Genomic DNA, 23,077 nt, shown 5'->3' with positions numbered 1-23,077 from the left:
CCCTCCCTCAGACTATACTTTCACCTTTTGCAATCTGAGAAAAGGTATAAAGATTTTCAGATTTACCTAAAGCAATGAGGGTATCGCCTGCTTCTATAAAGGTTTCAGCAGACGGATTAAATTCTATCTTTCCATTAGCTCTCTTTATACCTATTATTATAATTCCAAATTCTTTTCCTATTTTAGATTCTTTTAAGGTTTTACCCACAAATTTTGAATTTTCCGAAACCTTTATTTCTTCAATTTGAATCTCTTTATATTCTGAACCAGTAGCAAATTCTAAGAAATCTATAACATTAGGTCTGAGTATAGATTGAGCTATCCTTAAACCACCTATGTAATAAGGACTTATAGCTTTGTCTGCACCAGCTCTTTTTAATTTAATTTTTGCTTCCTCATCTGTAGCACGAGCAACTATGTAAATTTTGGGATTTAAAGCTCTAGCACTTACAACCACATAAAGATTTTCTGCATCAGAAGGAAGAAGAGTAATTATTCCCTTTGCTCTTTCAATACCGGCTTCTTTTAAAGTCTCATCTTTGGTAGCATCTCCTACAATATAAAGTAAGTTTTCAGCATCCTTTAAATTTTTTTCAAACTTTTCAATAACTACAAAATCAACCTGATTTGCTTTAAGTTCTTTACAAAGGATACTTCCCATTCTTCCATAACCGCACACAATGTAATGGTTTTTTAAGGCATCAATTTCTTTTTTCATTTTTCTTTTTTTAAACACCTCCTTTAATTCGCCTTCTATTAAAATTTTTGCCCCTGTTGTCATGGCATAGGCAAAAACACCAAAACCACTAAAAATAAGTATTATAGTAAAAAGTTTTCCTGCTTCACTTAAATCCTTTACCTCTTTAAAACCTACAGTTGCAACAGTAATTACAGTCATATACAAAGCGTTTAAAAAATCTAATTTTTCTATGGTCATATATCCAGTTGTTCCCAAAAATATAACACTTAGAATCAAAGTAAAAATAATTGTAAGCTTTTTCCTAATCTCAAGCTCATCCATATTAGATTTTAATTATACTCTTAAAGGAAATTTAAGAAAGATTTGAAGATTCTAATGAAATCCATTGATTCACTGGTTTGACTTAGTTTAAAACTTTAGATTATGCTATTAAAATATTTATTAATGAAAAAACCTTTAGTAAGTGTTATTATTCCCACTTATAACAGAGCTTACATACTTAGTAAAGCCATAGAAAGTGTTTTTGCTCAAACTTTTAAAGATTGGGAATTAATTGTAGTTGATGACGGCTCAACTGATAAAACCCCTTATTTAGTCAGTAAATATCCCCTTATCTATGTGAGAAAACCTCACAAAGGGGTTTCTCATACAAGAAATATTGGTATTTTAAAGGCAAGGGGAGAGTTTATTGCCTTTCTTGATAGTGATGACTGCTTTGTTCCTGAAAAACTGGAAAAGCAAGTTAAATTTTTTGAAAAAAATCCTTGCTATAAAATTGTTCAAACAGAAGAAATCTGGTATAAGGGTGAAAGAAAAATAAATCCCAAAAAAATCCATCAGAAAGCTGAGGGTTGGTTTTTTGACAGAGCCATAAAACTCTGTGTGGTTTCTATTTCCACTGTTCTTATTAAAAAAGAGGTTTTTGAAGAGGTTGGGCTTTTTGATGAAGAATTTCCAGTATGTGAGGATTACGAGTTTTGGCTCAGAGTTTCTCTAAAAATGCCTATCGGACTTATAAAGGAGCATCTTGTAATTAAAAGCGGGGGAAGACCTGATCAGCTCTCTTCTATGAAGGGGCTTGATTACTACAGAACCCTTGCCCTTATAAAGCTCTTTAAGAACTATCAAAAAGATTTAAAATTAGAACAAAAGCTTATGCTTTATGCTGAGGCTAAAAAAAAGTTTGAAATATTTTACAAAGGTGCCTTAAAACACGGAAATTTAGAAAAGGCTTTTTTACTTGAAAAGCTTTTTAAATCTACCTTTGGAGACTCTTTAGTAAGTCCTTATAAGAACTTGCAATGCTAAAGAAAAACGGATCCGGTTTACAGGATTGGATTTCTAAAATTTTAAGACCCCTTGAATTTGTCTCTAAAAAAAATTTTGTAAATCTTTGTAAAACTAAAGGGCTTGAAAAAACTCTGAGATTCCTTATAGAAAAAGCTCCTGAAGACATTAAAGACGCTAAAGAAAAGCTTTTAAAACTCTGCGAAAATTTTGAAAACATTTCCTTAGAAGAAAAAAAAGAAAGAATAATCAAAATAATAAACTTAGTTAAATCTTTAAACTCTATTAAAAAAGAAAATTTAAATAGCTTTGAAACATCTGAGAAAGAAATTTATAAAGATGATGAAATTAGGGAAGCTGAGATTTCTCTTGATACTTATTTCAGATACAAAGAAATTTTAAAACAACCTGTTCAATCTTTAAAGGGTATAGGACCTCAGATTGCTAAAAAACTTGCCAAAAAAGGTATCCATACTTTGGAAGATTTGCTTTATTTTTTGCCGAGAGATTATGAAGACAGAAGAAAAATTACACCCATAGGAGATTTAAAGGAAGGACAAAGAGCTGTAGTTTTTGGAGAAATTCTTAAAAGCGGAACCTCTCATCTTTATAAAAGAAAAATATTTTATGCCTACTTAACAGACGGAACAGGTTTTTTGACCTTAAAATGGTTTAATTTCAACGAAAGGGTATGGAGAAATCTTCTTGCACCTGGGAAAAGTTTTTATGCTATTGGAGAGGTCTCAAGATTTGGAAGGGATTTAGAAATGATTCATCCAGAACTTATTGAAGAAGGAGATGAAGAAAAGCTTGCTACAGAAATAGGATACATTGTGCCTGTCTATTCTTCTATAGAAGGGGTTTCAGAAAAATACTTCAGGAAAATTATGAAATCCGCGGTTGAAGAATATGGAGATTATTTAGATAATTACATTCCAATGGAAATCTTGAAAAAGAGAAAACTTCTCCCTTTAAGTTCTGCTATTAAAAATCTTCATTTTCCAAAAGTTTCAGAGGATATAAATCTGCTAAAAAGGGAAGAGAGTATTTATCACAAAAGTCTCGCCTTTGACGAATTCTTTTTCTTAGAACTTGCTCTTGGTTTGAGAAAAGGAAAGATTAGAAAGGAAACGGGTATTAGTTTTAATGTAGAAAGCAAACTCGTTTCTGATTTTATCAAAAAATTACCTTTTGAGTTAACTTCTGCTCAAAAAAGAGTTATAGAGGAAATTAAAAGAGATATGGCAAGTGCATATCCTATGAATAGACTTCTTCAGGGAGATGTAGGATGTGGTAAAACTGTAGTTGCTTTTATTGCAGCTCTTATAGCTATAGAAAACGGTTATCAGGTGGCTCTTATGGCTCCCACAGAAATTCTGGCAGAACAGCACTATTACAATTTCAGACAGTACGCTCAAATTATGGGAATTCATACAGCCCTTCTCACAGGAGGGATACCACCTGCCAAAAAAAGGGAAATTTATCACGGACTTTCTACAGGGTTTATAAATTTTGTAATAGGAACTCATGCCCTTTTTCAGGAAAAAGTAGATTTTAAAAAGCTTGGTTTAGTAATTATTGATGAACAGCATCGTTTTGGAGTCTTACAAAGAGCAGCCCTAAGAGAAAAGGCAAAAGGATTGATCCCTGATACCCTTGTTATGACTGCGACTCCTATTCCCAGAACACTTGCCTTAACTATCTACGGAGATCTTGATCTTTCCATTATAGACGAAATGCCCAAGGGAAGAAAACCTGTTATCACAAAGCTTTTTCTTGAATATAACAAACAAAAAGCCTATGAAGAAACAAAAAAAGAACTCAAAAAGGGACACCAGGCTTATGTTATCCTTCCCCTCATTGAAGAATCAGAAAAATTAGATTTAAAAGCAGTAACCACCTATGGAGAATATCTTCAAAAAGAGGTTTTTCCAGAATATAAAGTTGGGATTTTACATGGTAAAATGAGCTCATACGAAAAAGAAAAAATTATGCATGCTTTTAAAAGAAACGAAATTCAGGTTCTTGTTTCTACAACAGTTGTTGAGGTAGGAGTTGATGTGCCCAATGCAACAGTTATGATAATAGAGCATGCAGAGAGATTTGGTCTCTCCCAGCTTCATCAATTAAGAGGAAGAGTTGGAAGAAGTGAGCATCAATCTTATTGTTTTCTCATAGCCTATAAAATTTCCATGGATAGCGATGCTTTTAAAAGACTTCAAGTTCTTTGCCAAACAAATGATGGATTTAAAATTGCAGAAGAAGATCTTAAGTTAAGAGGACCTGGAGAATTTCTTGGAACGAAACAATCAGGATATTTAGAATTTAAAAAGGCTGACATCATAAGGGATTACCAAATACTTCTTTCAGCAAGAGAAGATGCCTTCAAGCTCATAGAAAAAGATCCAGAACTTAAAAATTATCCCATTTTGAAAGAAGAACTAATGCGAAGATGGGAAGAAAGATTAAAACTTTCTGAAATAGCATAAACTATTTAAGGGGGATTAAATGGATGAAAACTTTAGAATTGGAATTATCGGTGGAAAAGGAAAAATGGGAAATCTTTTTAAAAATCTTTTTGAAAAAAAAGGCTATTCTGTCGAGATTTCAGACATAAGTACTTCTCTTACCAATACTGAACTTATCAAAAGAAACAAAATTATTTTAATTTCAGTTCCTATGGAAACCTTTTCAGAAGTTGTTAAGGAAATTTCTCCTTTTGTGAAAGATCATCACTGGATAATTGATATATGTTCCTTAAAAAGAGAGCCTACCAAAATTATGAAAAACTTTTTAAAAAAGGGAGAGATCCTGGCAACTCACCCTCTTTTTGGTCCTTACGAAAAGGATCTTAAAGGAAAAACCATTGCCTTTTATCCTGTGAGAGGAAAAAATGTAGCTAATTGGTTTAAAAAAGTTATGTCAGATGAAGGACTAAGGCTTGTTAAAATTTCTCCTAAAAAACACGATGAAATAATGGCTCTTGTTCAGGTAGTAAACCATTTCTGGCTTATACTTCTGGCAAAGGTTATAAAAGATTCTAAGTTTTCTTTAGAAGATGTGGTATATCTTTCCACCCCAAGTTTTTTAAAACAGCTTCACATTTTAAAAAGGCTTGCTAAACAGGATGCAAATCTTTATGCAAAAATTCAGCTTGAAAATCCTTCAGGAAAAAAGTTTAGGAATCTTTTGTGTAAAAATTGTAAAATCCTTTCCAAGGCTTTCAACTCAAAATCCGCAAAATCCGCCTTTATAAAACATTTTGAAGTGGCAAAGGAAATTGCAGTCAAATTAGAAAACCTTCTTGACAAAATCTTTCCTGAGGAAATATAGAAGAAGGAATCCGGATAATATCATAATTAAGCATAACACCTGAGCCATACTCATCCAACCAAAAATTAAAGGTAAGGTTTGCATTCCTGTATGATCTCTTAAAAATTCAAAAAGAAATCTAAGGATACCATATAAGATTAGAAATAGGGCAAGTTTTGTTCCTGGAAGCCACTCTTTTTTGCGTAATTTCCAGAGAAGCAAAAATAAAAAAAGTCCTGTAACCAGTCCTTCGTATAGCTGGGTGGGGTGTCTCGGAATAGGTCCTCCTTCAGGAAAAACCATTGCCCAGGGAAGGTTACTCGGAGTTCCGTATATTTCTCCATTGATAAAATTACCTATTCTTCCAAAAAAAAGCCCAATTGGAGCTGTAACTACAATAAGATCAGCCCACCACAAAAAGGACTGTCTGTGAAGTTTAATATAAATATATCCAGCTAAAATAGCTCCGATGAGTCCTCCGTGAAAAGACATACCTCCCTTCCATATAGCTATTATTTCCTGTGGATGAGCTATAAAATAATCAGGATAATAAAAAAAACATAATCCTAAACGAGCACCTATTACGAGTCCTAAAAAACTGTAAAAAAGTAAATTTTCAAGAAAAGGATATAACTCTGATTTACCTCTTTCTTTAAGCTGATACTTACAAAGAAATAAAGAGCAGAAAAAACTTATTACATACATCAAACCATACCATCTTACTGAAAAAGGACCTATTTTAAGGATAACGGGATTAATTTTAGGATAGGTAAGCATTGCAGAGATCGTTTAAAATGCATTCTTCACACTTTGGTTTTTTCCCAAGGCAAACTTTTCTTCCGTGTGCCTGAACAAGATAGGGAAATAAAAACCAATCTTTTTTAGGAATTATTTCCATAAGTTCTTTTTCCATTTTTTCAGGTTGTTTTGAACTAACAAGTCCTAAGCGTTGAGAAACTTTTCTTACATGAGTATCTACAGGAATCCCTTCAACAATTCCATAGGCATTGGCAAGCACTATATTTGCGGTTTTTCTTGCAACCCCCGGAAGTTCTAAAAGTTCCTCCATAGTTTTGGGAACTTTCCCCTTATGTTTTTCTACTATTATTTTGCAGGCTTCTTTTATATATTTAGCCTTTTGTCTGTAAAAACCTGTGCTTTTTATGTCTTCAGCAAGCTCATCAAGATCAGCATTTGCAAAGTCTTCAGCAGTTTTATACTTTTTAAAAAGCTCTTTCGTTACTTCATTTACTCTTTCATCTGTGCATTGAGCTGAAAGAATGGTTGCTACAAGAAGCTGAACAGGGTTTTCAAAATTCAGTGCTATTTTAGCATCTGGATAAGCCTTTTTTAGTCTTTTGATTACTTCTCTTGCCTTTTCTTTAAGCTTTTTAGTGTCCTTCTCTTTTTCCTCTTTTTTTTCCTTCTTTTTTCCCATCTTTATACTCACATCTTTATAAATTTGAAAAAATTTTCTTACTGAGAGTTTCCTTTAAAGCCCTTTTAAGTTCTTCTTCAGAATTTAAAGGTATTTCAAAGTCAAATTTTTCAGAATCTTTATAAGCCTTTTCTACAGCATTTTTTGCTCTCTCAACAAGTTCTGAACACTTTGTTTTTTTGATTTTTTCAACGGTATTAAAAAACTTCAAAAGCCTAAAAAACTTCTTTTTATCAAATTTATCAAGAGGCTTTCCTTCCTCAACAATCTCTTCAAGGTCAAGAATGAGTTTTTTCATTTTATCAAGAAGAGGAATTTGAATCTGTTTTCTTAGTTGTTCCTCAAGAAGTAAAAATTCCTGAGCAAGCGTAAAATAGGCGGATTCTGTAAAATCTCTGTAAAGTATATTTTCTCTGAACCAGAAAGCAAAATCTTTTCTTAAAAGATCTACCAAATACATAAAGTCAAATTCCTGATGCTGCAAAATAAATTCCAAATCTTCTAAATTTAAGTCATTCCCCAAAAAGGGAAGCTCTTTTTTGCTATAAATGTGTAAAAGAGCCCAAAGGAAGTATTTTGGTTGAAAACACACTTCTTTATCTTCTATAAAAAAAGCTTTTTCTTCGTTCTGGTAATTTTTGAAGATTTTATCTATCCACTCTACGGTATAAAACTTCATTTTAGGAGCCTGCTATTTCTTGTCGTAACAAGGTTTTTATTTTATCTATGCTAACTTTTTCTTTAAAACTACCCTGAGAAAGTTCTGGTTTACCTCCTCCCTTTAAACCAAAGGATTCGCTTAATTTTTGAAAAATTTTGTTAGCAGAATATCTTCCTAATAAATCCTTAGTTACCATACAAACTGCCAAAGGTGTTTCGCTTTCTCTTTCTCCTATTAGAAAAATTATTCCTGAACCAAGTCTATTTTTAAAATAATCGCCTATTTCTCTCAATTCCGCCATATCTTCAGACTTAAAAGCTGCAACAAGAAGTTTAACTCCGTTGATCTCCTCTACTTCTTTGAGTTTTTCCTCTAAAACTTTTTTCATGTCTGTACTTTTCAGTTTCTTAACTTCTCTTTCAAGTCTTTCAATTTCTTCATAAAGGTGTTTAATTTTCTTTTCTATATCTTTGGGGGTTGTTTTTAAGGTTTCTGCAATCTTTTCCATTCTTTCTTCTAAATTTCTTACCCAATTATAAGCCTTTAGCCCAGCTATTGCAGTGATTCTTCTAATTCCACCAGCTACACTGCTTTCAGAAAGGATTTTTACCAGTCCTATATCTCCTGTCCTTTTAACATGAGTTCCTCCGCAAAGCTCCATGGAAATTTCATCAATCTTAACTACTCTTACAATTTCTCCGTATTTTTCTTCAAAAATTGCTATAGCTCCCATTTTTTCTGCTTCTTCCTTTTTCATCCACAGGGTTTCTACTTCGTAATTTTCCAGAACCCAACTATTTATCAATTCTTCAACTTTTTTAAGTTCATCGCGAGTTACAGCTTGAAAATGAGTAAAATCAAAACGAAGCCTATCCTCTTCAACTAAGGACCCTGATTGTCTTACATGCAATCCAAGAACCTTTCTTAAAGCTGCATGAAGAAGATGAGTAGCTGTGTGATGCCTCTGTATATGAGCTCTTCTATCTTTATCAACTATCATTAAAACCTCTTCATCTTTTTCAATTTTTCCTTCAAGCATTTTAATTTTATGATATATAATTTCTCCAACTTTATAAATTTCTAAAACCTTTGCCTTTCCTTTTGAACCAATAACAAGTCCTGTATCGTAAACCTGACCCCCTCCTTCTGGGTAAAAGGGAGTTAAATTAGTAATAAGGTAATAGAAATCTTTTTCTTTAGCTATTTCTAAAACTTTAGCTTTGGTTTCAAGGGTTTCATATCCAACAAATAAGGTTTGAACATCTCTTTTTATCATCTCTTTAACAAATTCTGGCACCTTTTCCAGAGCACCTTTCCAAGTTTTTCTGCTTTCTTCTCTTGCTTTTTCTCTCAATTTTTCAAAATTTTCCAAATCCAAAGTGAAACCTAAAGGTAAAACATGATCCCTTACTAGATCATAAGGAAAACCATAAGTGTCATAAAGTTTAAATAATACCTCACCTGGAATGACCTTTTTATTTTCTTTTTGAAGTTTTTCTATTTCTTTTTCAAGAATTTCAATTCCAAGCTCTAAAGTTTCAAGAAATCTTTCTTCTTCTAATTTTAAAACCTTTTTAATTATTTCTTCGTTTTTAACGAGCTCTGGATAGACATCTCCAAATTCTTGAATTAAGGGGTCAACAAGTTTATAAAGAAAGGCGGATTTTAATCCTAACAATTTTCCAAATCTTTCAGCTCTTCTTATTATCCTTCTCAGCACATATCCTCTTCCCTCATTTGAGGGCATTATCCCTTCTGCAAGAATAAAAGCACTTGCCCTTAGGTGATCTGCTATAACTCTAAAAGCAATTTCAGTTTCCTTATTTTCCTTAAAAAATCTTCCGGTAATTTCTGAAATTTTCTCTATAATTCCGGAAAAGAGATCAGTTTCATAGTTAGAGGGAACTCCCTGAATTACTGCAGTAATTCTCTCAAGTCCCATTCCAGTATCTATACATCCCTTAGGCAGGGGTTTGAGATTTCCTTTTTCATCTCTCTCATACTGCATAAAAACGAGATTCCATATTTCTAAGAATCTATCACAATCACAGCCAGGAGCACAGTCTGGCTTTTTACAGCCAAATTCTTCTCCCTGATCATAGATTATTTCTGAACAAGGACCACACGGACCAGTATCTCCCATTGCCCAGAAATTGTCCTTTTCTCCAAGTTTTACAATTCTTTCCTCAGAAAAACCAGCTATTTTTTTCCAGAGTTTTTCAGCTTCTTCATCCTTTTCATAAACAGTTATAAAAAGACGCTCTTTGGGTAAATTTAAAACCTTTGTAATGAATTCCCAAGCATAGGCTATAGCTTCTTCTTTGAAGTAATCTCCAAAAGAAAAATTCCCGAGCATTTCAAAAAAAGTATGATGTCTTGCGGTGTATCCTACATTTTCAAGGTCGTTATGCTTTCCACCTGCGCGAACACATTTTTGACAGCTTACAGCTCTTGTGTAAGGTCTTTTTTCTTCTCCCAAAAATACTTTTTTAAATTGAACCATCCCAGCATTCGTAAAAAGTAGTGTGGGGTCATCATATGGAATAAGGGATGAACTTGGAACAACCTCGTGTCCCAAATTTTTAAAATAATTGATAAACAATTCTCTTATTTCTCGCCCTTTCATATTTTATTTATTTTAAGAGATTTTAAAATTTTAGCAAACTCCTAAATTTTACTACTACGAAGTGAAAAAAAATCGTTCTTGTTTTATTTAAATTGTATAGTAAATTTTGAATTGAATTTTTTCAAAATTAAAAGCGGAGGGATAAAAATGCTTACAAAAAACTTTCTTTTTACTTCTGAATCTGTTACTGAAGGACATCCTGATAAAGTAGCAGACCAGATTTCAGATGCTATTTTAGATGCCATCTTGGAAAAAGATCCCTATGCAAGGGTTGCTTGTGAAACATTAGTTAATACAGGAATGATTCTTATTGCTGGAGAAATAACCACCGAAGCACGAATTGATTATGCAACTGTTGCCAGAGGGGTGGTTAAAGAAATAGGATACAATCATTCAGACCTTGGGTTTGACTATCAGACTTGTGCAGTGCTTATAAGTATTGACAGACAAAGTCCTGATATTGCTATAGGAATAGAGAGGGACGGAGAAATTGGAGCAGGGGATCAGGGACTTATGTTTGGTTATGCCTGTGATGAAACACCTGATTATATGCCTATGCCTATTTGGTATGCCCATAAGCTTGCAATGAGACTTGCAGAAGTAAGAAAAAAGGGAATTTTGCCTTTTTTAAGACCTGATGGCAAGACTCAAGTTACTATCAGGTATGAAGACAGACGCCCTGTTGATGTCCATACCATAGTTATTGCTGCTCAACACGATCCCACAGTTACTCAAAAAGAATTAAGAGAAGCAATTATTGAAGAAGTAATAAAAAAAGTTATTGCTCCTGAACACTTAACTCCTCAAACAAGAATTCTTGTTAATACCACAGGAAGATTCGTTATAGGAGGACCCCTTGCAGACTGTGGAATGACAGGAAGAAAAATTATAGTTGATACATACGGTGGAAGAGGACATCATGGAGGAGGAGCTTTTTCAGGAAAAGATCCTACAAAGGTTGACAGAACACCTTCTTATTATGCAAGATATGTAGCTAAAAATCTTGTTGCTGCCGGGGTAGCAAGAGAACTTGAGGTGCAGGTAGCTTATGCTATCGGAATTCCAGAGCCTTTAGCTATAAATGTTAATACCTACGGGACAGAAACCATTCCTGTTGAAAAAATATTAGACATAATTAACAAACTTTTCTGCTTCAAACCCAAACACATGATAGAATACTTAAATCTAAGAAGACCTATTTATAAGAAAACTGCCTGCTACGGACATTTTGGAAGAAACGAACCAGAATTTACCTGGGAAAGACTTGATATGGTTGAGAAAATAAAGGAACTTGCTCACTTTGATAAATAGGGGGCTTAAATGGACTTTCACATTAAGGATATAACCCTTGCAGACGAAGGATTAAAACTCATAGAGTGGGCTGAAATGGATATGCCTGTTTTGAGGCTTATTAGAGAAAGATTTAAAGAAGAAAAGCCTTTAAAAGGTGTCAGAATAGGAGGATGTCTTCATATTACAACTGAAACAGCAAACCTTGCAAGAACTTTAAAAGAAGGTGGAGCTGAAGTTTATTTATGTGCATCAAATCCACTTTCCACTAAAGATGAAGTCGCAGCAGCCTTGGTGAAATATTTTGAAATTCCTGTTTTTGCTATTAGAGGAGAAGATAGAGAAACCTATTATTCTCACATAAAGGCTGTTCTTGATAGAGAACCTCACATAACTATTGATGACGGAGCAGACCTTGTAACTACACTCCACAGAGAAAGACCTGAAAAACTTGATAAAGTATGGGGAGGAACTGAAGAAACAACTACTGGAGTTATAAGATTAAGAGCTATGGCAAGAGACGGTGTTTTAAAATATCCTATTATAGCAGTAAACGATGCACTCACTAAACATCTTTTTGACAATCGTTACGGAACAGGGCAATCAACAATTGATGGAATTTTAAGAGCTACAAACAGACTTCTTGCTGGTTCTTATTTTGTAATAGCTGGATTTGGCTGGTGTGGTAAAGGACTTGCTATGAGAGCAAGAGGAATGGGTGCAAAAGTAATAATTACAGAAGTTGATCCCCTTAAAGCCTTAGAAGCAGTCATGGAAGGATATCTTGTTATGCCAATGGATGAAGCAGCAGAACTGGGAGACTTTTTCTGCACAGTTACGGGAAATAAGGGAGTTATAAGAAAGGAACACTTTCTAAAAATGAAAGATGGAGCAATTGTTGCTAATTCAGGGCACTTTGATGTGGAAATAGACCTTGAAGGTTTAAAAAGCATAACTACAGAAATTAGACAAATAAGAAAAGAAGTTGAGGAATATAAACTCATTAATGGAAAAAGAATTTATGTTCTTTCTAAAGGAAGACTTGTAAATCTTTCTTCTGCTGAAGGTCATCCTTCAGGGGTTATGGATATGAGCTTTGCTAATCAAGCTTTATGTGTAGAATACATAGTTAAAAATAAGGAAAAGCTTGAGAAAAAAGTCTATTCTGTTCCAGAAGAAATTGATAAAGAAGTTGCAAGGCTTAAATTAAAAACTATGGGAATTAAAATTGACACTTTAACTCCTGAACAGGAAAAATACCTCAACTCCTGGGAAGAAGGCACTTAATTTTTTTAATGCTCAAACCCCGCATCGTTTTCAGTGCCTGCCTAAACTTAGAAAGAACAAGATACGATGGAAACCTTATAGAAAATCCTGTAGCTTTAAAGCTTCGCAACTTTTGTGAAGTAATTTCAGTTTGTCCAGAAGTAGGAATTGGTCTTTCTGTGCCAAGAGAAAAAATCATACTTTATAAAGACAATCGCAAAATAAAAGCTGTTGAACTCTTTACAGGAAAGGACTATACCGAAAGCTTAAAAGCCTTTTCTGAAAGTTTTATAAAAAATCTTCCAGAAGTAGAAGGATTTTTCTTAAAAAGCAAATCCCCTTCTTGCGGTGTTTCATATAATACAAAAACCTATAAAGACATTGAAGGAAAAACTTTGTGTGGAAAATCTCAAGGAATATTCGCTAAAAAGGTTTTAAAAGCTTTTTCTTTTTTGCCGGTTGTTGATGAAGAAATTTTAAAAAATAAAGATGAACTTGAAAACTTTTTAATAAGAATTTTTACCTTAAGAAGACTAAGAGACCTAAAAGAAAAAGCAAAAACTAAGGAGGATATACTCTCTTTTCATAAAAAAGCCCATTATTTACTTATGAGTTACGATTCAGAAAGTCTTTACAATATAGAAAATGTCTTGTTTTCCAAAGAAAAAAGTTTTAAAATCCTTTTAAAAACCTACGATAGTTTTTTTAAAAAAATACTTGTCAAACCTTATAGCAGAGAAAAACAGGTTAAAACTATCTGGCACATTTTAGAAAACTTTTTAAAAAATTTTAAAGACGAAGAAAAAAACCAGATTTTATCCCTTCTTGAAAAATACGAAAAAGGAAAAATTCCTTTGATTGAAGTTCTCTTAAAATTAAAATCCTTACTTCAAAAACAAGGGCAGGAAAATGTTTTAGAGTTCTATCTTGAGCCTTATCCTTGTGAGCTTAAAGAGTTATTTTATTAGTCTCAATTTTTGGTATAATTAAAGTAATTGGTATAATTAAAGTAATGTTTACTGGGCTTGTTGAAGGAATTGGTAGAATTGTTTCTTTAAAACCCTTCAGAGGGGGATTACTTGCAGAAATTTCAGCCTCATTTTCTTTAAAAGATACTAATGTTGGAGATAGCATTGCAGTTGATGGAGTATGTTTAACCATTACAGAAATAAGAGGATCTTCTTTTATAACTCAGATTTCTCCAGAAACTCTGGCTAAAACAACTTTTAAATATAAAAATTCTGGAGATTTCGTTAATTTAGAAAGAGCGTTAAAAGTAGGAGAAAGACTGGGGGGACATCTTGTTTCAGGACATGTAGATGGTATAGGTAAAATTCTTTCCATAACCCCTATTGAAGATTTTTGGAAAGTTAAAATGGAGATACCGAAAGAATTAAGTCCTTATTTAGTTAAAAAGGGATCCATCGCTATTGATGGAGTTAGCCTTACTATAAATGACTTTGAGGAAAATATTTTAGAACTTATGTTAATTCCACATACCTTAAAGGTTACCACTCTTTGTCTCAAAAAACCCGGAGACCTGGTAAATATAGAAATAGACATGATTGCGAAAATGGTTTATAAATGGCTTTCTCCCTACATAGAAAGTCTTGAAAGATCAAAAAAAGGGATTACCCTTGAATTTCTCAAAGAACATGGCTTCTCATAAAATTGTTACTTCTTTATCTGAGCTTCTCAAAAATGCAGTAAAAACAGGTGTTTTTCCGGGAGCTGTAGCAGGAATTTCTTTTAATGGAAATAGATATATCATTAAAGCTGGATATAAGGCTATCTGCCCATTTTTAGAACCTTTAGAAGACTCAGATATTTTCGACCTTGCCTCATTAACAAAACCTTTAGCTCTTACCTTTACTCTTATGTATCTTCTTTCAAAAGACCCTAAAATTGATCTTTCAGCGCTAATAGGCAATTATTTAGAATTAAAAAAAGATTTAGCAAAAATTCCTATTTATAGATTTTTAAATCATACCGCTGGTCTTAAAGCCTGGTATCCTTTTTACGAAGATCTCATAAAAGAAAAAGTTTCAGATAAGCTAAATTTCATAATAAAAAAAATAGAAAAACTACCCATGGAATATGAGCCGGGTAGTAAATGTCTTTACTCAGATTTAGGCTTTTTCCTTCTTACTTACCTTTTAGAAAAAGTTTATAAAAAAGATTTTGAAACGCTTTTTGAAGAGGCAAAAAGTATTGTTTCTTTTAGCAAAAGATCTCTTTTGACTTTTAATCCTCTTAAAAAGGGAATTGATCAGGAAGATATTGTTCCAACTTCTATCTGCCCTTTAAGTAAAAAAATTTTAAGAGGGGTTGTAGAAGATGAAAATACAAGGGCTCTTAACGGTGTCTCAGGAGTTGCGGGTCTTTTTGGAAATATTTATGGAGTGTTAGATATGCTTGAATTTCTGTTAAGGGCTTATAAAGAAAGTGAGAGAAGGGTTTTTTCTGAGATAGTAAAAACTTTTTTTGATTTTAGAGAAAAAGATTTTGATTTTTCTCTTGGTTTTATGTTGCAAAGTAAAAATGGCTATTCAGCAACTGGAGGAGTTTTTTCTGAAAAAACGGTAGGACATCTTGGTTTTACAGGATGTTCCTTTTTTATGGATTTAGAAAGAGAGCTTATAGTGGTTCTTCTTACCAACAGGGTTCACCCTGATAGAAACAATTTCAAAATAAAAGAATTCAGACCAGTTTTTCACAAAACCGTGCTCAGCTCTTTACTTCTCAAATAAGCTTTGTAAACTGCAGAGATCACTATTCCTGAAAAGCCTTTTTCGTAAAACTCATGCAAAGCTGATATAGTTGTTCCTCCAGGAGAGCTAACCATAGCCTTTATTTCATAGGGGCTCTTTTGGGCTTTGCTCATAAGCTCTACTGTCCCGAGAACTGTTTGCAAAACTAATTTTTCAGAAACATTTCTCGGAAGACCAACTCTTACCCCGGCATCAATTAAAGCTTCTATAAAAAGAGCCACATAAGCTGGACCACTTCCAGAAAGAGCAGTTACCGCATCCATTAAAGTCTCATCAACTATCACAGTTTCTCCAATGGCTGAAAAGATTTCTTCTGCAGTCTTTAAGTCTTCATCAGTTGCAAATGAGCCTTTACAGAGGGCACTAATGCTTTTATGAACAAGGGCACAGGTGTTGGGCATAATTCTTATAAGTCTTGTTTTTTGAGGAAGTATTTTTTCGTAAAAAGCTACTGGAAGACCAGCTGCTATAGTAAGTATGAGGTGTTTATTTGTCTCTATAAATTCTTTTATTTCTTCAAGCACTTTTTTCATAACCTGAGGTTTTACTGCAAGTAAAATGAGAGTTCTTTCTTCTACAACCTTTTTATTGTTTTCTGTAGTTTTTACTCCATAAGTCTTTTCCAGATAGTTTCTCCTCTCCGCCACAGGTTCTGAAACTAAAATTTTATCAGAAGAAAATATGTTTTTTTCTAAAAAACCTTTTATAAGTGCCTCTGCCATCTGACCTCCACCAATAATCCCTATTGTTTTTAACTTTTCCATAGATGCCCCCTTATAGTTTATTTTTTAATTATATTATGTTTGCAAAAACAATTTAGTAAATACAAAAGAAAGAAAAAATGAGAAAAAGAGGGTTATTAGCCAGTTTATAGCAATTTTTTTTAAAAGTTCAATCTTAACGGTTGCAAGTCCTTTCGTCATTCCCACCCCACTTATTGCACCTATCATACAGTAAGTAGTGGAAATAGGCATTCCAAGTAAAGTAAAAATAAAAATGCAAATCCCTGCTCCTGCCTGAGCAACAAAACCTGAAAGAGGGTCAAGGGGAACTATCCCTTTACCAACAGTTTCTATAACTCTATAAGAAAGGAAAAAAACTCCTAAAAAAACAAGAAGTGAAGATATAAAAAAAAGAAACATGTAATTTATGGAAATTCCTGAATAGATAACAGGACCAATAACTGTAGCAAGCTCGTTAGCTCCGGTATTGTAAGATACTAAAGAAGCGCTTATAAGTAAAAAATACCTTAGTAAAGCTTCAACTTTAAAAAAAGAAACATGAAAAATTATTTTTTCAAAGAGTTTATAAAGAAAAAAGGATATGAAAGTTGCTACAAAAGGGGAAATAATCCAAGATAAAAAAATTGTAAAAAAAGAAAAGAGATTGACAGAAGTTTTTGTAGCCACTGCACAACCTAATAAACTCCCTATAATCACTTGATGAGTAGATAAAGGGAGTTTTTTCCAGTTAGAAATGATAATTAGAATAGCAGCAATAAAAAGAGCTATAGTTAAAGATTGAGGCTCAGTTTTTACAAGACTTTTCCCAACTGTTTCCATGACCTTGCTTCCATTTAATAAAATTCCTGCAAAAACAAGCATCCCAAATAAATAAACTGCCTTTTTAAGTTTGATAACTCCAGCTCCGATAGAAATACTTAAAGCATTAGAGGCATCATTTGAGCCTATGGCAAAGGCTATAAGAAAAGCTGGTATGATAACAGGGTCTATCATGTCTCAGAACTTATTTGAGACTTAGATCAATAATGTATAGATAATCACTTGCATCTTCAATGATGTCACTAATTTTCACTAAAGCCTCAACAAAATCTGAAATATTTTTCCCATCCCAGAAATTAGCAATTTCACACTTTCTTATTTTTTCAGCAATATCAAGTTTTATTTCGTCAACTTTCTTTTCGTAAATTCTAATTGCAAGATTCTTTTCTCTGAGATTGTTTTTCTCTACTAATGATTCAAAGGCTTTTATCAAAATCTCTGCCATTTCAAGATTTATATTTGCTATTCTTAAAATCTCATCCTTGATTTCTTCAAAAAGGTTTTTATTAAGATATCTATATAAAAAAGAACAAGTTTGTAGTGCATCAAAAGCCTTTTCTGTTATTTCAATAAAATTACAAAGATTAGGTCTTATGTAGGGTAAAAAAGCTCCCTCATATATTGTAGCAATTATTTCCCTTCTTAGAGAATCTGCCTCTCTTTCAATATCGTCAACGCAATAAGTTCCTTCAACATTTTCTGTAACAAGAACATTTTTAAAACACTTTATAGCTGATTGTAAAGTTTGTAGATATTTTTTAATATCTTCTAATACTTTTTTTTCTAACTTTCCTCCTCCAAAAAATTTTTCTAACATGGTATTTTCTCCTTTTATTTCTTTGCTCGTTCTATTAAGATGTAATTCATAATATCAAAAAAGGAGACAACTCCTATTATTTTGTTTTCCTCTTTTACGAAAATCCTTGCTATGTTATTTTTTTCCATAATATTAAGAATCTCTTCAACTGGTGTATCCTTTGGCACTGTAATTAATGGTTTAGAACATATTTCACTTATTTTCACCTTGTGGGGATCAATATTTTTAGCAAGCACTTTAAAAATTATATTTCTTACGGTAACAACCCCCGGTTCATCTTTTTCGTCTTTTGGTAAGACAAGTAAAGAACGGATTCTTTTGTCAATTAGTTTCTCTATAGCTTCATAAACTGTTGCGTCAGCAGAAATAGTTTCTAACTTGGTATTCATAATTTCGTAAACCTTTTTTCCCATCTCCCCCTCCAAATCTCAAAAGTTTTATAAAAATCATTATACTATATCGTATGCGGAAGGAAATGGTTGTAATTTTTTAATTTTTAATTTATCTTTTTTGCTTATGGATTTGGAAAAAATTTTTGAGGAATTAAAAAGACTAATAAAAATTGCAGGAGCCTTTTTAAAAAATGCGTATTTATCTTATTATACTATTTATCACAAAGGAACTATAGACCTTGTAACCTCAGCAGATATAAAGGCTGAAGAACTTCTCAAAGATGGGCTAAACAAAATAACCCCGAATTTACCCATTATTGCAGAGGAAAGTTTTTCAGAAAATAAAATACATAGTTATGAGTATTATTGGCTTGTTGATCCTTTAGATGGAACCACTAACTTTGCCCATAAACTTCCTTGGTTTGCCGTTTCAGTAGCTTTAATGAAAGGAAAAGAACCAGTTATCGGAATAGTTTATAATCCAATTACAGAAGAACTTTTTTATGCTTTAAAGCAGAAGGGAGCCTATTTGAACGGTAAACCTATAAAAGTTTCAAATACAGGAAAACTTATAGATTCTCTTCTTTGCACGGGATTTCCTGTTTCCAAAATTTTAGAAAATCCAGATCTTTTCATTCCTCTTTTTAAAGAGTTCATGACAAAGTGTCAAGGAGTTAGAAGATTTGGATCTGCAGCTCTTGATCTTGCTTATGTAGCCTGTGGCAGATACGAAGGCTTCTGGGAACCATACTTAAAACCTTGGGACACAGCAGCTGGAACCCTTCTTGTAAAAGAAGCAGGGGGAGAAGTCACCGATTACTTTGGCAATCCCTATAATCCCTTTTTAAACACTGTAGTTGCTTCAAATGGCAAAATCCATTCTCAAATGATAGAAATTACCTCTAAATATCATCCCGACTTTTTTAAACCTTACAGAAATCCTTTCCCAACTGTTGACATAATCATAGAGGTAGAAGACAAAATTGTATTAATTTATAGAAAAAATCCACCTTATGGTTGGGCAATTCCTGGAGGATTTGTAGATTACGGAGAAACCTTAGAGGAGGCTGCCATAAGAGAAGCAAAAGAGGAAACCAATTTAGATATAGAGATTCTTTATCTTCTTGGATGCTACTCAGATCCCAAAAGAGATCCCCGCTTCCATACAATAACCACTGTATTTGTAGCAAAAGGTAAAGGGGAACTTAAACCAAAAGACGATGCCAAACTTGCCAAACTTTTTAAAATAGAAGAAATACCATGGGATGAGCTTGCCTTTGATCATGCTAAAATTTTAAAAGACTACCTTAAAAGAAAAGAAAATGGATTATACTAACTGGCTTGAACTAATTGAAAAAGAAACCGGTGAAAAATTAAAAATAATCATTTTTGAAAAAGATGAAAAAACAAAAATCCTTTTAGATGAATTTTTTAAAAAAACTGGCTTAGAAATTGATTTCGTTATAAAATTTGAAAATTTAATTAATACAATTTTAAAAGACCCCCTTTATCAAATAGTAATTCTCTCCTTTTCTGAAGAAGAAAAGGAACTTTCATCTTTTATAGAAAAAATAAAAGAAATAAATCCTAATATCAAAATATTTATCATTCTTGATTATTTCAAAGAAATAGACTTGGGAAAGTATTTTGAAAAAGGGGTTGACGAAATCATATTAAAGCCTTTTACTTTAAATGAATTTAAAGCACGATTTTCTAAACTAATGAAAGAACATTATTTAGACATAAAACTGCAGAAATTCATAGTAGAAGATCCCTTAACAAGAGTTTACAATAGAAGATATTTTGAAGAAATAATAAGAGAAGAAATCTACAAAGCTTTAAGGCAAAGGTATCCTTTGAGTTTAATGATGATAGATATTGACAATTTTAAATGGTACAACGATACCTTTGGGCACCAAGAAGGAGATAAGCTTCTTCAGATCTTTGGAAAATTTTTGTGGAAAAATGTCCGAGATAAAGTAGATAAAGTCTGTAGATATGGAGGAGATGAATTTATTATTATTTCTCCTTATACCTCCTGGAAAAATGCAGCCTTAATAGCTGAAAGAATTTGTAAAAACTGGGAAGAAAGAAATTTTAGCTCCGTTACTTTATCCATAGGGATTTCCCAATTAATTGAGAGAAAAACCTTGGAAGAGTCGGTATCAGATCTTATAAAAAGGGCAGACAAAGCAATGTATGAGGCAAAAAAAGTTAAAAAAAATGCATGGGTAATTGACGAAGAGAGTTTTAAGCAGGTTTTAAGCGCAGAATTTCAAGATGGGGATTAACTTTTTCAATTTTAACTATAATCTCCTCCCCAGGATTTAAGTTACCTCTGAACCCTGAGATATCTCCCGTAATGTTATAATCTATCAAATACACCTTTGCTTTTTTATTTTGCACATCAAGCACAAGCCCTCTTAAAGGTTCGTCTTTTAAATAAACCTGAAAATACTTCAATAAAAAGTATTTTGTTCTTTTATTTTGTATCTGCGTTGCTCTTTGCAAATTTTCGTTTAACTCTGGAAGTATTTTAAGAAGTGTTTCCTGCGAAAGGGGCTCCTTTCTTAATAAATAAGTTTTAAGCTGGTATTGCATTAAAAGATCTAAAAATCTTCTTATAGGAGAAGTTAAGGTAGTATAAAAATCTAAACCTAAACCTGAATGGTATGCAGGCTGAAGAGAAAGCTCTGATTTTGACAGATATTTTAGTTGTAAAAGCTTTAAATACAAGCTTTCTTCCCTATTTTCTATAATTTCTAATGGTTTTGGCTGAGACCGATAAATAGCTGGGATCTGATTTTTATACAAAAATTCTGCAGAAAGTTTATTTGTAAGAATCATTGCTTCAGCAATAAGAAGCCTTGCAGGGGTCATTTCTATCTTTTTGACACTTATTTCTCCATCTGCCCCTACTTTAACTTGAATCTCCGGTAAAAAAACTGCAAAAACCCCTTTTTCCTCTCTCTTTTTCTTAAAGTGCATCAAAATTTCATATAGCTTTTGCCAAAAAAGATTTGTAGATAAGAGTTCGTCTACTTTTTCATAGGTAAATCTTTCTTTAACTTTTATAAAAGAAAGTTGAGGCTCAAAAGAAAGAAGGTTGTAAGACTTATCCAAAGTAATTTTAAAAGTTAAAGAAGGCTTTAGCTCTCCCTTTTTTAGACTAAATTTTTCGTGAGAAAGCGAAAAAGGTAACATTGGATAAATAGTATCCGGGAGATAAAGGGTGCAAGCCCTTTCTAAAGCTCCTTCCCAGAGAGCTAAACCTGGTTTTAAAAACTCAGCAACTTCTGCTATGTGAATGTAAAGAATGTATTTATCTTCTTTTTCTTCAAAACTTAGAGCATCATCAAAATCCTGGGTTTCTTCTGCGTCAACTGTAAAGGTATAAAGATGCGTATAATTTATTCTTTTTTCTTCTGGAATTTCAGCGTTAGCTATTATTTCAGCCTCTTTCAATTCTTTTTCAGAAAAGTGGACAGGATAATTTAATCTTAATAATTCTAAATTTTCATCTTCTTTAAACATCCCAACCTCAACAAGTAATTTAAAAATTTTATACCAGGGAGTTATATTTAGTCTTTTAAGCACCTCATAGGCTAATTTTCCTGAGGGTGTTTTATCTCCCCAAAGAACAAATTCCTTTAATGCAGAAAGCCAGAAATTTTTGACCTCTTCAGGAAAGTTTTCTATGTTTTTTGAAGTCAAGGCTTTTAAAAATTCTTCCCCTTCACTTATTTTTTTAAGCTTTTCAAGTTCTTTTTTTCTTTGATTTAAAATTTTATCTACTTCTTCCTTAGAAACAATCTGTAAAAAATTTGGTTCTTTTAATTTGAAATAAGTCTTTTCTTCCAGAGCCTTTCTCAAAAAACCTGCTACTTCATCTTCCGAGGGTGCTTTTCCAAGAAGTAATTCTACCGCTTCTTTTGCTGAAATAGTTTCTATTTCTTCCACAAGGATTTCCCAAATTTCTTTTAAATCGAAAGTTTCCTTAAGGGTTTCCCTTTTTTCATTTTTTTCCTTTAAAAGAGTTATTATTTGATTTAGATCATTTAAAGACTGAGTTTTTTCTTCAAAATAAACAAGGGCTGAATAATTTATAAGTTCTTCTTTTCCTGAAGGTAAAACAAGATGAAGTCTTTTTTCTTTAACATCCTTTATGTAGACTGTAGTAATTTTTTCTTTATAAAATATTTCTGCAAATCTATTTTTGAGAAATTCAAGGTTCATCAGCGATTTTTAAAGCTTCTTCAAGGTCCAAAGTTCCTTCATAAAGGGCTCTTCCTGTAATTGCACCAAGAAGACCCTTTTTTTCAAAAGATTTTAATTTTTTAACATCCTCTATAGTTGAAATCCCCCCTGCCACTATTAAGGGGTGAGAAGTAACCTCTAATGCTTTTTCTAATCTTTCAAGCTCAATACCACTTTGGGTGCCATCCCTTTCTATTAGCGTAAGAATTACAGCAAAAAGTTTGAGGTTATTAAGTTCTTTCAGAAATTCTAAATAATTTATTTCTGAAACCCTTAACCATCCTAAAACTGCCACCTTTTCTCCCTTAACATCTACACTAACTATTATTCTGTAGGGATACTTTTCTGTTATATCTCTTAGCCATTCAAAGGATTCTAAAGCTTTTGTCCCAAGAATCACCTGAGACACCCCATTTTGTAAGTAAAAATTTATAGTTTTCTCATCCCTTATACCACCTCCTACTTGAATGGGTATATTTATACTTTTTGCAATCTCAATTATAACTTCTTTATGAACTGCCCTTCCTTCTTTTGCTCCGTCGAGATCAACAATGTGAAGCCTTTTAGCTCCTTTTTTTTCAAAGAAAATAGCATACTCCTTAGGATTTTCTCCGTACACCTTTGTTTGATCATAATTCCCTTGAAATAATCTTACTACCTTGTTATTTCTCAAATCTATAGCTGGTATAATAAGCATC

General features: G+C 32.7%; 21 protein-coding genes. 10 read left to right on the top strand and 11 right to left on the bottom strand.

The window, feature by feature from the left end; translation table 11 throughout:
* Positions 1–7: 7 nt before the first annotated feature.
* Positions 8–1,021: a potassium channel family protein gene (locus ACLGLP_RS01345; RefSeq protein WP_492113148.1), complete on the bottom strand. Its 1,014-nt coding sequence runs from the start codon at positions 1,019–1,021 to the stop codon at positions 8–10.
* 123 nt (positions 1,022–1,144) lie between these two features.
* Here ACLGLP_RS01345 and ACLGLP_RS01340 point away from each other — a divergent pair, with 123 nt between their 5' ends.
* From ACLGLP_RS01340 to ACLGLP_RS01330, 3 genes are read left to right on the top strand one after another with little or no spacing between them, the layout of a single operon-like run.
* A complete protein-coding gene (locus tag ACLGLP_RS01340) occupies positions 1,145–2,008 on the top strand; it encodes a glycosyltransferase family 2 protein (RefSeq protein WP_492113147.1) in 864 nt (287 codons plus the stop codon).
* Positions 2,002–4,476: an ATP-dependent DNA helicase RecG gene (gene recG, locus ACLGLP_RS01335; RefSeq protein ID WP_492113146.1), complete on the top strand. Its 2,475-nt coding sequence runs from the start codon at positions 2,002–2,004 to the stop codon at positions 4,474–4,476. The genes ACLGLP_RS01340 and recG overlap by 7 nt, the downstream gene beginning before the upstream one ends.
* 19 nt (positions 4,477–4,495) lie before the next feature.
* Entirely contained in the window at positions 4,496–5,320 is an 825-nt protein-coding gene (locus ACLGLP_RS01330) for a prephenate dehydrogenase/arogenate dehydrogenase family protein (protein WP_492113145.1), read from the top strand.
* Here ACLGLP_RS01330 and lgt read toward each other — a convergent pair.
* From lgt to alaS, 4 genes are read right to left on the bottom strand one after another with little or no spacing between them, the layout of a single operon-like run.
* A complete protein-coding gene (gene lgt / locus ACLGLP_RS01325; protein WP_492113144.1) occupies positions 5,279–6,076 on the bottom strand; it encodes a prolipoprotein diacylglyceryl transferase in 798 nt (265 codons plus the stop codon). The genes ACLGLP_RS01330 and lgt overlap by 42 nt on opposite strands.
* Entirely contained in the window at positions 6,060–6,737 is a 678-nt protein-coding gene (gene nth / locus ACLGLP_RS01320) for an endonuclease III (protein WP_492113143.1), read from the bottom strand. Before nth ends, lgt begins: the two co-directional genes overlap by 17 nt.
* A gap of 16 nt (positions 6,738–6,753) precedes the next feature.
* Entirely contained in the window at positions 6,754–7,416 is a 663-nt protein-coding gene (locus ACLGLP_RS01315; RefSeq protein ID WP_492113142.1) for a hypothetical protein, read from the bottom strand.
* 1 nt (position 7,417) lies between these two features.
* Positions 7,418–10,024: an alanine--tRNA ligase gene (gene alaS / locus ACLGLP_RS01310; RefSeq protein ID WP_492113141.1), complete on the bottom strand. Its 2,607-nt coding sequence runs from the start codon at positions 10,022–10,024 to the stop codon at positions 7,418–7,420.
* 147 nt (positions 10,025–10,171) lie between these two features.
* On the opposite strand from alaS, the gene metK reads away from it, so the two are divergent.
* From metK to ACLGLP_RS01285, 5 genes are read left to right on the top strand one after another with little or no spacing between them, the layout of a single operon-like run.
* A complete protein-coding gene (gene metK, locus ACLGLP_RS01305) occupies positions 10,172–11,335 on the top strand; it encodes a methionine adenosyltransferase (RefSeq protein WP_492113140.1) in 1,164 nt (387 codons plus the stop codon).
* Positions 11,336–11,344: 9 nt separating this feature from the next.
* A complete protein-coding gene (gene ahcY / locus ACLGLP_RS01300; protein ID WP_492113139.1) occupies positions 11,345–12,601 on the top strand; it encodes an adenosylhomocysteinase in 1,257 nt (418 codons plus the stop codon).
* Positions 12,602–12,609: 8 nt separating this feature from the next.
* On the top strand, positions 12,610–13,548 hold the full coding sequence (locus tag ACLGLP_RS01295) for a DUF1722 domain-containing protein (RefSeq protein ID WP_492113138.1): 939 nt from the start codon (positions 12,610–12,612) through the stop codon (positions 13,546–13,548).
* A 44-nt stretch (positions 13,549–13,592) separates the two neighbouring features.
* Positions 13,593–14,249 carry a riboflavin synthase gene (locus ACLGLP_RS01290; protein WP_492113137.1) on the top strand — a complete coding sequence of 219 codons (657 nt, stop codon included), beginning with the start codon at positions 13,593–13,595 and terminating at the stop codon, positions 14,247–14,249.
* On the top strand, positions 14,236–15,330 hold the full coding sequence (locus ACLGLP_RS01285; RefSeq protein WP_492113136.1) for a serine hydrolase domain-containing protein: 1,095 nt from the start codon (positions 14,236–14,238) through the stop codon (positions 15,328–15,330). Before ACLGLP_RS01290 ends, ACLGLP_RS01285 begins: the two co-directional genes overlap by 14 nt.
* On the opposite strand, the gene proC is transcribed toward ACLGLP_RS01285, so the two are convergent.
* Genes proC through ACLGLP_RS01265 form a run of 4 tightly spaced genes read right to left on the bottom strand, consistent with a single transcriptional unit; the run spans position 15,294 to position 18,143 of the window.
* Positions 15,294–16,115 (bottom strand): pyrroline-5-carboxylate reductase, encoded by an 822-nt coding sequence (proC, locus tag ACLGLP_RS01280; protein ID WP_492113135.1) that lies wholly within the window; start codon positions 16,113–16,115, stop codon positions 15,294–15,296. The genes ACLGLP_RS01285 and proC overlap by 37 nt on opposite strands.
* Before the next feature lie 33 nt (positions 16,116–16,148).
* Positions 16,149–17,087: an inorganic phosphate transporter gene (locus ACLGLP_RS01275; protein ID WP_492113134.1), complete on the bottom strand. Its 939-nt coding sequence runs from the start codon at positions 17,085–17,087 to the stop codon at positions 16,149–16,151.
* A 10-nt stretch (positions 17,088–17,097) separates the two neighbouring features.
* Complete coding sequence (locus tag ACLGLP_RS01270) at positions 17,098–17,730, bottom strand: TIGR00153 family protein (RefSeq protein ID WP_492113133.1); 633 nt, start codon at positions 17,728–17,730, stop codon at positions 17,098–17,100.
* Positions 17,731–17,744: 14 nt separating this feature from the next.
* Positions 17,745–18,143 (bottom strand): CBS domain-containing protein, encoded by a 399-nt coding sequence (locus ACLGLP_RS01265; protein ID WP_492113132.1) that lies wholly within the window; start codon positions 18,141–18,143, stop codon positions 17,745–17,747.
* A gap of 103 nt (positions 18,144–18,246) precedes the next feature.
* On the opposite strand from ACLGLP_RS01265, the gene ACLGLP_RS01260 reads away from it, so the two are divergent.
* Complete coding sequence (locus ACLGLP_RS01260; protein WP_492113131.1) at positions 18,247–19,458, top strand: inositol monophosphatase family protein; 1,212 nt, start codon at positions 18,247–18,249, stop codon at positions 19,456–19,458.
* On the top strand, positions 19,445–20,413 hold the full coding sequence (locus ACLGLP_RS01255; protein ID WP_492113130.1) for a diguanylate cyclase: 969 nt from the start codon (positions 19,445–19,447) through the stop codon (positions 20,411–20,413). Before ACLGLP_RS01260 ends, ACLGLP_RS01255 begins: the two co-directional genes overlap by 14 nt.
* On the opposite strand, the gene ACLGLP_RS01250 is transcribed toward ACLGLP_RS01255, so the two are convergent.
* Positions 20,373–22,358: a ribonuclease catalytic domain-containing protein gene (locus tag ACLGLP_RS01250; RefSeq protein WP_492113129.1), complete on the bottom strand. Its 1,986-nt coding sequence runs from the start codon at positions 22,356–22,358 to the stop codon at positions 20,373–20,375. The genes ACLGLP_RS01255 and ACLGLP_RS01250 overlap by 41 nt on opposite strands.
* Positions 22,348–23,076 carry a 1-(5-phosphoribosyl)-5-[(5-phosphoribosylamino)methylideneamino]imidazole-4-carboxamide isomerase gene (gene hisA, locus ACLGLP_RS01245; RefSeq protein ID WP_492113128.1) on the bottom strand — a complete coding sequence of 243 codons (729 nt, stop codon included), beginning with the start codon at positions 23,074–23,076 and terminating at the stop codon, positions 22,348–22,350. The genes ACLGLP_RS01250 and hisA overlap by 11 nt, the downstream gene beginning before the upstream one ends.
* Between the last annotated feature and the right edge of the window lies 1 nt (position 23,077).

This window comes from Caldimicrobium sp. SLHALR3, from assembly GCF_058692735.1.
This window is presented reverse-complemented; position numbering and strand designations above follow the sequence as displayed.